Source organism: Pseudonocardia nematodicida (genome assembly GCF_040105385.1).
In the GTDB taxonomy this organism is placed as follows: domain Bacteria; phylum Actinomycetota; class Actinomycetes; order Mycobacteriales; family Pseudonocardiaceae; genus Pseudonocardia; species Pseudonocardia nematodicida.
In genome coordinates this window covers 339,025-350,643 of record NZ_JBEDNQ010000007.1, presented here as the reverse complement: position 1 = coordinate 350,643, position 11,619 = coordinate 339,025, and the positions used below count along the sequence as shown (strand labels likewise).

The window sequence follows — 11,619 nt, the reverse complement described above, 5'->3', positions numbered from 1 at the left end:
GTGGACCCGACCGGACTCGGGGTACTGGTCGTCGGGCTGGTGCTGTGCCTCGCGGGCGGCCGTTCGGTGGACCTGGCGCTGCTGGCGTCCGGGTTCGCGGTGGGCTGGCTGCTGACCGAGCCGTACGACGCGTCGTTCGGCACCGCGGTGCTCGTCGGGGTCGCCGTGGCGGCCGGGTCGTGGCTGCTCGCCCGGGTGGTCTTCAAGGTCGCGCTGCTCGCGATCGGCGGGCTGGCCGGCGCGGTGGTCGGCGCGAAGATCTTCGGGCTGCTGCAGCCGGTGGACCGCAGCGTGCTGCTGGTGCTCCTCTTCGTGGCCGCCACCGCGGTCATCGGCGCCCTGGTGACCCGCCGCTTCCGCCGTACCGCGCCGGCCGCCGTGTGCGCGCTCGCCGGTGCCGCACTGACGCTCAGCGGGCTGGCCCGGACGTTCCCGGCGGCACTGGACTTCCTCCGGCAGCCGCTGCCGGGATGGCAGGTGGCCGTCACCGCGGTGGTCTGGGTCGTCCTGGCCGCCGCCGGGTGGGCGGTCCAGCGCCGGCCGCGGCGGCCGGTCCGGGCGCGAGGGGCCTGACCGGGCGCGCTACTCCCGCTCGGGCGGGACGTCGGCGCGCGCGTCGTCGGTCACGAGCCGCTCCGCCTCCTGCCTGCTGCGCGCCAGCGACGGCGGGGTGATCCCGCTGCCCCGCTCGGCCAGCTCCGGCCGGAGGCGGACCGCGATCAGGCTCGCGGCCGTCGTCACCACCAGCACGCCGACGATCACCGTCAGGGACAGCGCGATCCCCACGGTCGGCACCGGGACCGGTTCGCCGCCGTTGACGAAGGGCAGCTCGTTGGCGTGCAACGCCTCCAGCGCCAGCTTCACGCCGATGAAGGCGAGCAGCACCGCGAGCCCGTAGGACAGGAACACCAGCTTGCGCAGCAGCCCGCCGAGCAGGAAGTAGAGCTGGCGCAGTCCCATCAGCGCGAACGCGTTCGCGGTGAAGACCAGGTAGGCCTCCTGGGTGAGCCCGAAGATCGCCGGGATCGAGTCGAGGGCGAACATCACGTCGGTCGTCCCGATCGCGATCATCACGACGAGCATCGGGGTGAGCATCCGCCTGCCGTCGATCCGGACGACGGTCTTCGCGCCGTGGTAGGAGTCGGTGACCGGGAAGACCTTCCGGACCCAGCGCAGGACCCGGCCCTCCTCCCACTGCTCGTCGTCGCCGGAGACCGCCCCGCGCACCAGCGAGACCGCGGTGTAGACCAGGAACGCGGCGAACAGGTAGAAGACCCAGCTGAACCGCTCGATCACCGCCGCGCCGGCCGCGATGAAGGCGCCGCGCAGCACCAGCGCGATCACGATGCCGACCAGCAGCACCCGGTGCTGGTGCGCGAGCGGCACCTTGAACGCCGACATGATGATCAGGAAGACGAACAGGTTGTCCACCGACAGCGAGTACTCGGTGAGGTAGCCGGCGTAGAACTCACCGGCGTAGCCGGCCCCGGCGAGCAGCCAGACAGCGCCGCCGAACGCCACCGCGAGTCCGATGTAGAAGATCACCCAGCGGGTGACCTCGCCGAGCGTGGGGGCGTGCGGACGGCGGTCGCTGAGGAACAGGTCGACGCCGATGACCGCGACCAGGCCGCCGATCGTGAGGAGCCAGACCCACGGCGGGACGTTCACACACTTCCTCCAGACCGGGCCGCGGCGATCGGCCCGGGTTCCCTCCCGTGCGGTTCACGAGCAGTGTCCCCCCGCAACCGTTTCACGGCGAGCCGGAGCGCGGACCGGTACCCGATCGATGGGGTCCCCGTCACGGAGGGCGCGGCGGCGCGGATCGGCCGCGCTGCGTAGTTTCGGAACCGTGCACCTCCCCCTCGCCCGCCGGGCCGCCGGCCCGCTGATCGCGCTGCTCGTCACCGGGCTGCTGGTCTCGCTCGCGCCCGCCGCGGCCGCGGCCACCGGCGACGACGGCGGCGCGGTCGCCGTCACCGAGGAGCGGGTCGCGGTGCCCGCCGGTCCGGGCGACCCGGGCACGCTGGAGCTGGACACGAGCCTGTACGTGCCGGCGTCGGCGACCCCGGAGACGCCCGCGCCGGCGCTGCTCGTCGCGCACGGGTTCGGGGGCAGCAAGCAGAGTGTCGACGGCGACGCCCGCGAGCTCGCCGCCCGCGGCTACGTCGTGCAGACCTGGACCGCGCGCGGCTTCGGCGCCTCCGGCGGTGACATCGGGCTCGACGACCCGGACCGCGAGGTCGCCGACGCGTCCCGGCTGATCGACCGGCTGGGCCGGCTGCCGGAGGTGCAGCGCGACGGTCCCGACGACCCGCGGGTCGGGGTCACCGGCGCCTCCTACGGCGGTGCGCTGGCCCTGCTCGTCGCGGGGTACGACCAGCGGGTCGACACGATCGCGCCGGTGATCACCTGGAACGACCTGGGGCAGGCGCTGTTCCCGAACAACGCGGTCCCGGCGGGGACCGCGCTCCCGGACGACACCCCGGCCCGCGCGGCGGACGCACCGGACGGGGTCTTCAAGCGGGGCTGGGCGGGGGTCTTCTTCGGGTCCGGCGGCAGCGTCGCCGGCGAGGGCGGCCCCACCCCGGGCGACGACGGCGGCGCGGCCGGTGCGGGCGGCGGGGCCGGCGGGTTCGGTGGGGGCGGTGCGGGCTCCGGAGACGCCGGGACCGGGGGCGCCGGCGACTCCTCGCTCGAGGGCGGCGGGGCCCAGGGCGCCGGACCCGACGGCGGCACGCCCGGCGGCACGGGGCCCGACGGCGCCCGCGGAGACGCCGGGACCGGCGGCACCACGAACGGCGGTGCCGGGACGGCCGCCACCGCCTCGGTGGGCGTCGGCGCCGCCACGGGTCAGGAGCTGCGGGCACCCGGCGCACCCGGCGGGCAGCCGGACGTCGCCGCCCCCGGCGCCCCGGCCGTCCAGGACCCGGCGGCCCCGGCGGCCCCGCTGACCTGCGGCCGGTTCTCCACCGAGATCTGCGCGGCCTACACCGAGGCCGCCACCACCGGCCGGGTCTCCCCCGACCTGGCCGAGCTGCTGCGCCGCTCCTCCCCGTCGACGGTCACCGACCGGATCACCGCCCCGACCCTGCTCGTGCAGGGTGAGCAGGACACGCTGTTCGGGCTCGACCAGGCCGACGCGAACGCCCGCGAGATCGCCGCGAACGGCACCCCGGTCTCGGTGCTGTGGTTCGCCGGCGGGCACGACGGGGGTGCACCCGACTCCGGAGTCCGGGCCCGGATCGGCGACTGGTTCGACCAGCACCTGCGGGGCACGCCCGCCGCGGACGGCACCACCGGTGCGCTGGCCGAGGCCCCGTTCTCCTACCAGGTGCGCAGCAACGTCCGCACCCGCGGCGACACCCCCACCGGCCGCACCGTGCTCGCCGACTCCTACCCCGGGCTCGGCGCCGCCGACGGGAGCGCGGGCGCGTCGGCGACCGGCGGCACCGCCGGGACCCCCACGACCCCGGTGCCGCTGGCCGGGCCGGAACAGGTCGTCGTGCACCCGGCCGGCGGGAACCCGTCGGCCATCACCTCGCTGCCCGGACTCGGCTCCGCGCTGGGTTCGCTGGGGTCCCTCGGCTCGCTGTCCGCCCTCGCCGCGCCGGGTCAGTCGGCCCGGTTCGTCTCGGAGCCGGTGGCCGAGCCGATGCAGCCCTCGGGCGCGTCCCGGATCACCGTGCAGGTCGCGCGGGTGCCGGGCCAGCCGGCGCCGGACGACGCGGTGCTGTTCGCGTCGCTCACCGCGCTGTCCTCCGACGGGCGCGCCACCCTGCTCGGCAACGCCGTGGCCCCGATCCGGGTCGCCGTCCCGGGGGACGGGAGTCCGGCCGAGGTCACCGTGACGCTGCCGGCCGTGGTGGCCCCGGTGACGGCCGGCAGCCGGCTGGCGGTCCAGCTCGCCACCACCGACCAGGGTTTCGACTCCGGCACCGAGCCGGCCGTGTGGCGGGTCGGGCTGGCCGGCGGGGCCGGAGCGGGCGAGGGTGTGCTGAGCGTCCCGCAGGTCCCGGGCAGCAGCGAGACCGCGGGCACGGTGCCGCTGTGGCCGGTCCTGGGCACCGCCGGGGTGCTGGCCGCGGCGCTGCTGCTGTGGCTGCTCGCCCGGGCCCGGTCGCGCCGGGCCGACCCGGACGCGGTGACCGGGGCGACCGCGGCACCTCCGGACGGCGGCGGCGACGAGCCACCGCTCGTCGTGGCGGGCCTCGCCAAGACCTACCGGGGCGGGTTCCGCGCGGTGTCCGAGGTGTCCTTCACCGTGCCGCGCGGCGCCGTGCTGGGGCTGCTGGGGCCGAACGGGGCCGGGAAGACCACCGTGCTGCGGATGCTGATGGGGCTGATCGCGCCGACGTCCGGGGAGCTGCGGGCCTTCGGCCGGCCGATCCGGCCCGGCGCCGCGGTGCTGTCCCGGATCGGAGCCTTCGTCGAGGGACCAGGGTTCCTGCCGCACCTGTCCGGCGCCGAGAACCTGCGGCTCTACTGGCAGGCCACCGGCCGGCCGATGGAGCAGGCCCGGATGGACGAGGCACTGGAGATCGCCGGGCTCGGCGAGTCGTTGCACCGCAAGGTCGGCACCTACTCGCAGGGTATGCGGCAGCGGCTGGCGATCGCCCAGGCGATGCTGGGCCTGCCGGAGCTGCTGATCCTCGACGAGCCGACCAACGGGCTCGACCCGCCGCAGATCCATGCGATGCGGGAGCTGCTGCGCCGCTACGCCTCCGGTGGGCGGACCGTGCTGGTGTCCAGCCACCTGCTGGCGGAGGTCGAGCAGACCTGCACCGACGTCGTCGTGATGCACCGCGGCACGGTCGTCGCGTCCGGCACGGTGGCCGAGCTGACCGCGTCCGGCGGCGGGTCGTCGTTCACCGTCGACTCCCCCGGCCGCGCGGCCGAGGTGCTGGCCGCGCTGGACGGCGTGACGGACGTCGTGACCTCCGACGAGCCCGGCGTGGTGCACGCGCACCTGGACGGCACCGCCCGGGCCGACGCGGTCGCCGCGCTGGTCGGTGCGGGGGTCGCGGTCAGTGCGGCCGGGGCCCGCGGACGGCTGGAGGACGCCTTCCTGGAACTGGTGGGCCCGGAGGGCCGGGACGTGAGCTCCGGCCCGGGCGTGAGCGGAGGATCGCAGTGAGCACCCAGGACCGCCAGCTCTCGACCCGGCGCGGGCACGTCGGCGCGCTCGTCGACGGCGGCGCTGCTCCCCCGGCCGTCCCCGGCCGGACGCTGCCGCTGCGCACCGAGCTGGTGCGCCAGCTCCGGCGCCGCCGCACCCAGGTGGCGTTCGCGCTGGTCGCCGCGATGCCGGTGATCCTCTGGGCGGCGTTCTCGCTGGGCGGCGGCGACGACGGCGGCTCCAGCGGCCCGAGCCTGGTCGACCTCGCGTCGGGCAGCGCCGCCAACTTCGCGGTGTTCACGTTGTTCGCCTCGGCGAACTTCCTGCTCGTCGTGCTGGTGGCGCTGTTCTTCGGCGACACGGTGGCGTCCGAGGCGTCCTGGTCGTCGTTGCGCTACCTGCTCGCCGTCCCGGTGCCGCGGGCCCGGCTGCTGCGGCAGAAGGCGATCGTCGCCTCCGCGCTGGCCGCGGCCGCGCTGCTGCTGCTCCCGGTCGTGGCGTTGCTGGTCGGTGCGCTCGCCTACGGCACCGGGGACCTGGTGTCCCCGATCGGCGAGTCGCTGCCGTTCTGGTCGGCGGCGGGCCGGGTGATGCTCGGCGCGGTCTACGTGATCGTGCAGCTGAGCTGGGTGGCCGCGCTGGCGCTGCTGCTCTCGGTCAGCACCGACGCCCCGCTGGGGGCCGTCGGTGGCGCGGTCATGGCCTCGATCGTCTCGCAGATCCTGGACCAGATCACCGAGCTCGGCGTCATCCGGGACTTCCTGCCCACCCACTACTCCGACGCCTGGTCGGCGCTGCTCGCCACCGACGTCGACTGGGCGGACATGACCTACGGCGTGTTCTCGGCGGTCTGCTACGCGACGGTCTTCGGCGCCGCCGCGGCGTGGCGGTTCACCCGCAAGGACATCACGAGCTGACCCGGGGCCGGGATCAGACCATCACGACGCCGCCGTCGATGAGGGCGGCCTGACCGGTCATGTAGTCGGAGTCCGGCCCGGCGAGGTAGGAGACGAAGGCCGCGACGTCGTCGGGCGTCTGCACCCGGCCGAGCGGGATGGACTCGACGTAGCGCTTCAGGGTCTCGCCCTTCGCGGCTCCGGTGCGGGCGCCCATCTGCTCGTCGATGAGCTCCCACATGTCGGTGCCGACGATCCCCGGGCAGTAGGCGTTGACGGTGATCCGGTGCGGGGCGAGCTCCTTCGCCGCGGCCTGGGTGATCGCGCGGACGGCGAACTTCGTCGCCGAGTAGTGCCCGAGCAGCTCGAATCCGGAGTGCGCGGCGGTCCCACCGACCCGGGTCGTCCCGGGTCGTCTCGCACGGTGCTCCCGGCGACCGATCCGGACAACCGTTGCAGCCGCGTTGCGACACGCCGGGCCCCAGGCGCACGCCCCGGCGGAGTCATGGGTCTCCGGGGGCCGCCCGCTGAGACGCATCCCGGCGGTGTGCGATCGAGCCGGCCGGCGCGGCGAGGGTGAGGTACGCCCGGGTCAGGCGCCGCGGAGGGCGGCGACGCCCGGCGCCGCGGAGTCCCGCACGATCCGGCTGCTCCCGAGCCCGGCCATGTCGATCTCCACGTCGGGGGCGATGCGGTAGGGGCGGGCCAGCAGGATCCCGCCGAGACGGCGGCGCAACCGGGACATCTCGGCGCGGACCGTGACCAGGTGGTCGCGGTCGCCGTACAGCCCGGTCGAGAGCGCGGCGGCGTCCAGGCCGGCCTCCCCGGCGCGAGCGAGCAGCACCAGGACCTCGGCGTGCCGGGTGGAGAGCGGGTGCACCCACCGGGTGCTGCCGTCGACGATCGCCCGCGGCGGGCGGCCGTCGAGGTCGAGGCCCAGCCGCATCCGGACCCGCCCGCCGGCGTCGGCGGGTCTCAGCAGCCAGCCGCCCGGGACCGGCTCGGGCCGGCAGGCCCCGAGACCGTGCACGGCCAGCAGCCGGTCCGCCGACGGGGCGCCGACCCGCTCCACCGGCGGCAGACCGCTGGCGGCAGCGACCCAGCCGTGGTCGTCGACGACGAGTCCGGGGCCGGGCGAGCCGGCGAGCATCGGCGCGCCGATGGTGCGCAGCGCGTCGAGGCGTGCCTCGTGCCGCCGCCACAGTCCGGCCTCGGCGAGCCGGACTGCGGTGTGCACCAGGGCGACGGTGGTCGGGTGGATCGTCTCGGCCGGCCCGGACAGGTCGACGACGCCGAGCAGCTCCCCGCTGCGGGGGTCGTGCACCGGGGAGGCGGTGCAGGTCCAGTGGTGGTGGCTGCGGACGAAGTGCTCGGCGGAGAAGATCTGGACGGGTCCGTCCTCGGCGAGGGCGGTGCCGATCGCGTTGGTGCCGACCGACGCCTCGGACCAGTCCGCCCCCTCGGTGAACCCGAGCCCGTCGGCCCGCCGGCGCACCGCGGTCGCCCCTTCCCGCCAGAGCAGGACGCCGTCGGCATCGGAGACGACCATGACGTGCCGGGCGTCCTCGGCCACCGACGTCAGCGCCGACCGGAGCGTCGGCAGCACGGCCGCGAGCGGGGACCCGGCGCGCCGCTTCTCGACCTCGGCGACGCCCAGCGGGCCGCGCGGGTCGGCCGCGTCGGGATCGACGCCCTGGGCGCGCGCCCGCCACCAGGAGCGGGTGACCAGCCGCCGTGCCTGGGCGGGGGCCGGGTCGCCGGAGAGGTGCGCGTCGTGCACCCGGGCCAGCATGCGGGCGTGTCGGCCGAGGTCGGTGCCGGGCCGGACCGCGCAGACACCCGCCTGCTCCCGGCCGTCGCGCACACCGTCGGCGCTGTCGGACGACTCCACGGCACCTCCCGTGGATCAGGTTAGGCGCTGCTCCGTGAGCAGCGCCACGCCCTGCCTCAGCCGCCGACGCGCAGCCGGCCGGGTTCGGGCGCCCGCGGCCCGCCGGGGCGTCCCGCGCCGCGGGTGACGTACCAGCAGCCGAGGGCGAGAGCGAGGGTGCCGGGGATGACGTAGCTGGCGCCGAGGAACTGCTCGAACAGGCTCCAGCGCACCTCGACGCCCCACACGTTCGGCATCCACCGGAACGGCGCGACGAAGAAGATCGTCGCGATCACGGCACCGACCGCCGCCCAGGCGATCGACCGGTACCGCGCCGCGTGCGCCGCGATGCCGATCAGCGCCGGCACCACCCACACCCAGTGGTGCGACCAGGCGGTGGGAGTGGCCAGCAGGCACACCGCGGCCGTCGCCGACAGCGCGATCACCGGCTCGCTGCGCCGGATCAGCGGCACCGCGAGCGCCAGCAGCACCGCGACGATCACCAGCCACAGCACGGTGAACCAGGGCTCCGGGACCTCCTGGCGGGCCAGCACGGCCTGCACGGTCGCGTTCGAGAAGAACGTCGACCCGCTGACCCCGGCCGCCGGACCGCCCACGAACCAGTACCGGTAGGACGACGCCGGGTCGACCACGAAGCCGATGCCGGTGGCGACGACCCCGGTGATGACGGCGACCACCGCCGCCTTCCAGTCCCGGCGAACCAGGAAGAACAGCACGAACCCGGCGGGGGTCAGCTTGATCGCCGCGGCGAGGCCGAGCAGCATCCCGCGCGGCCACAGCGTCCGCGGGGCCAGGCAGTCGACGAGCACCAGCAGCATCAGCACCAGGTTGATCTGGCCGAAGGCGAAGGTCTGCGCGACGGGTTCCATCAGCAATGCCGCGGCGACCACGGGCACCGTCAGCACGACGACGCCGCGCGCTCCCCCGGCCGGCCAGGCGACCCGGATCGCGAGCACGACGCACACCACGAGCGAGCCGACCGACGCGACGAACTGGGCGAGGAACGCCGCCGGGTAGGACACGACGGCCAGCGGCACCATCGTGATCGCCGCGAACACCGGGTAGATGAAGGGCAGCACCGGGCCGTGCAGCGGCGGCGGCAGCTCGCCGTACATGTCGCCGCCGGCCAGCCAGACGTCGACGCCGATCCGGTAGATGTCGAGGTCCAGCGCGTAGCCGCGCAACCGGAACCAGGACCAGTACAGCGACATCAGCAGCAGCGGGACCGTCAGCACCAGCGTCGCGTAGGACGTCGCGACCGACCGGAGCCGGGGCACCAGGCCGGTGCCGGCGGGCACGTCCGGGTCGGGCGTCGTGCGGATGGCGGTCACGCGGGCTCCTTCGCTGCGCGTCGGGCCCGGGGCCGGGCAGGATCGGACTGCGCCCGCCGGGGTGCGGCGGGCGGAACGGTGGACAACCGTAGCGGGACCGGAGCACCGCGCCGCGCACGGCCCGGGCTGCACCCCGGGCCGCGACACCGGCTAGGAGACGCCGGCCGCGTCCATCCCCCGCAGCTCCTTCTTGAGGTCGGAGATCTCGTCGCGCAGCCGCGCCGCCAGCTCGAACTGCAGGTCGCGGGCGGCGGTCAGCATCTGGTCGTTGAGCTGCTGAATCAGGTCGGCGAGCTCGGCGCGCGGCATCCCGGCGGTGTCCTTGCCCGCGGCCACACCGGAGCTGCCCGACCGTCCTGCCTCACCCGCGGCCCGCTTTCCGCGCGAGGCGTTGCGGCCGGACCCGCCGACCGGCACCGACTCGGTGTCCTCGGCCTCCCGGTAGACCTGGTCGAGGATGTCGGCGATGCGCCGGCGCAGCGGCTGCGGGTCGATCCCGCGCTCGGTGTTGTAGGCGACCTGCTTGGCGCGGCGCCGGTCGGTCTCGTCGATCGCGTACCGCATCGAGTCGGTGACCTTGTCGGCGTACATGTGCACCTGCCCGGACACGTTCCGCGCCGCGCGGCCGATCGTCTGGATCAGCGAGGTCCCCGAGCGCAGGAAGCCCTCCTTGTCCGCGTCGAGGATCGCGACCAGCGACACCTCGGGCAGGTCGAGGCCCTCGCGCAGCAGGTTGATGCCGACCAGCACGTCGTACTCACCGGAACGCAGCTGGCGCAGCAGCTCGACCCGGCGCAGGGTGTCGACCTCGGAGTGCAGGTAGCGGACCTTGATCCCGAGCTCGAGCAGGTAGTCGGTGAGGTCCTCGGCCATCTTCTTGGTCAGCGTGGTGACCAGGACCCGCTCGTCCTTGTCGGTCCGCTCGCGGATCTCGGCGACCAGGTCGTCGATCTGGCCCTTGGTCGGCTTCACGACGACCTCGGGGTCGACCAGCCCGGTCGGACGGATGACCTGCTCCACGAACTCGCCGCCGGTGCGGTTGAGCTCGTAGGGTCCCGGGGTCGCCGACAGGTACACGGTCTGCCCGATCCGGTCGGCGAACTCCTCCCAGGTCAGCGGCCGGTTGTCCACCGCGGACGGCAGCCGGAACCCGTACTCGACGAGGTTGCGCTTGCGGGACATGTCGCCCTCGTACATGCCGCCGATCTGCGGCACCGTCACGTGCGACTCGTCGATGACCAGCAGGAAGTCGTCCGGGAAGTAGTCGATCAGCGTCGCCGGGGCGGTACCGCCAGCGCGGCCGTCGATGTGCCGGGAGTAGTTCTCGATGCCCGAGCAGAACCCGACCTGGCGGATCATCTCGACGTCGTACTGGGTGCGCATCCGCAGCCGCTGGGCCTCCAGCAGCTTGCCCTGGTTCTCCAGCTGCTCGAGCCGGGTCTCCAGCTCGGCCTCGATGTCCCGGACGGCGCGTTCCATCCGGTCCGGGCCGGCGACGTAGTGCGTCGCGGGGAAGATCCGGATCTCGTCGACCTGCTCGACCGTGTCCCCGGTGAGCGGGTTGAGGTGGTAGAGCGCCTCGATCTCGTCGCCGAAGAACTCGATCCGCAGCGCCAGCTCCTCGTACGCCGGGATGATCTCGACGGTGTCCCCGCGGACCCGGAAGGTGCCCCGGGTGAACGAGACGTCGTTACGGGTGTACTGGATGTCGACGAGCAGCCGGAGCAGCCGGTCGCGCTCGACCTCCTCGCCGACCTTCAACGCCACCGACCGGTCCAGGTAGGACTGCGGCGTGCCCAGGCCGTAGATGCAGGACACCGAGGCGACCACGACGACGTCGCGCCGGGACAGCAGGTTCATCGTGGCCGAGTGCCGGAGCCGCTCGACGTCGTCGTTGATCGAGCTGTCCTTCTCGATGTAGGTGTCGGTCTGCGCGATGTAGGCCTCGGGCTGGTAGTAGTCGTAGTACGAGACGAAGTACTCGACCGCGTTGTGCGGCAGCATCTCCCGCAGCTCGTTGGCCAGCTGCGCGGCCAGGGTCTTGTTCGGCGCCATCACCAGTGTCGGCCGCTGCTGCTGCTCGATCAGCCACGCCGTCGTCGCCGACTTACCGGTACCCGTGGCACCCATCAGCACGATGTCCTGCTCACCCTTGCGGAGCCGGGTGTCGAGATCGGCGATGGCGGTCGGCTGGTCACCGGCCGGCTGGTGGTCGCTGACGACCCGGAACGTGCCGTCCCGGCGCTCGATCTCGCCGACCGGGCGGTGCTCGGAGTGCGCGAGCGGGGTGTCCGTCGGCGTCGTACCCGCATCCGGGTGCGTGTGCTCGTCCGCCGCGGAGCCCGGGACCTCGGTCGCGAATGCCATGACACCAGGGTACGAGCG

General features: G+C 74.5%; 8 protein-coding genes. 3 read left to right on the top strand and 5 right to left on the bottom strand.

The window, feature by feature from the left end:
• Positions 1 to 573 carry a hypothetical protein gene (locus WIS52_RS18830; protein WP_349299589.1) on the top strand — a complete coding sequence of 191 codons (573 nt, stop codon included), beginning with the start codon at positions 1 to 3 and terminating at the stop codon, positions 571 to 573.
• 9 nt (positions 574 to 582) lie between these two features.
• Here the strand turns inward: WIS52_RS18830 and WIS52_RS18825 are convergent, their stop codons facing one another.
• Positions 583 to 1,668, bottom strand: coding sequence for a TerC family protein (locus tag WIS52_RS18825; protein ID WP_349299588.1), 1,086 nt, complete (start codon positions 1,666 to 1,668; stop codon positions 583 to 585).
• A gap of 181 nt (positions 1,669 to 1,849) precedes the next feature.
• Here WIS52_RS18825 and WIS52_RS18820 point away from each other — a divergent pair, with 181 nt between their 5' ends.
• A complete protein-coding gene (locus tag WIS52_RS18820) occupies positions 1,850 to 5,134 on the top strand; it encodes an ATP-binding cassette domain-containing protein (RefSeq protein WP_349299587.1) in 3,285 nt (1,094 codons plus the stop codon).
• Complete coding sequence (locus tag WIS52_RS18815) at positions 5,131 to 6,033, top strand: ABC transporter permease (protein ID WP_379610289.1); 903 nt, start codon at positions 5,131 to 5,133, stop codon at positions 6,031 to 6,033. Before WIS52_RS18820 ends, WIS52_RS18815 begins: the two co-directional genes overlap by 4 nt.
• Before the next feature lie 13 nt (positions 6,034 to 6,046).
• Here WIS52_RS18815 and WIS52_RS18810 read toward each other — a convergent pair whose 3' ends face one another.
• The 4 genes from WIS52_RS18810 to uvrB form a co-directional block, all read right to left on the bottom strand.
• On the bottom strand, positions 6,047 to 6,550 hold the full coding sequence (locus WIS52_RS18810; protein WP_349299586.1) for an SDR family oxidoreductase: 504 nt from the start codon (positions 6,548 to 6,550) through the stop codon (positions 6,047 to 6,049).
• 54 nt (positions 6,551 to 6,604) lie between these two features.
• Positions 6,605 to 7,903 (bottom strand): GAF domain-containing protein, encoded by a 1,299-nt coding sequence (locus WIS52_RS18805; protein WP_349299585.1) that lies wholly within the window; start codon positions 7,901 to 7,903, stop codon positions 6,605 to 6,607.
• Between the two features lie 56 nt (positions 7,904 to 7,959).
• Entirely contained in the window at positions 7,960 to 9,234 is a 1,275-nt protein-coding gene (locus WIS52_RS18800) for a glycosyltransferase family 87 protein (protein ID WP_349299584.1), read from the bottom strand.
• Between the two features lie 150 nt (positions 9,235 to 9,384).
• Positions 9,385 to 11,601, bottom strand: a complete 2,217-nt coding sequence (gene uvrB / locus WIS52_RS18795; RefSeq protein ID WP_349299583.1) for an excinuclease ABC subunit UvrB — start codon at positions 11,599 to 11,601, stop codon at positions 9,385 to 9,387.
• Positions 11,602 to 11,619: the final 18 nt, after the last annotated feature.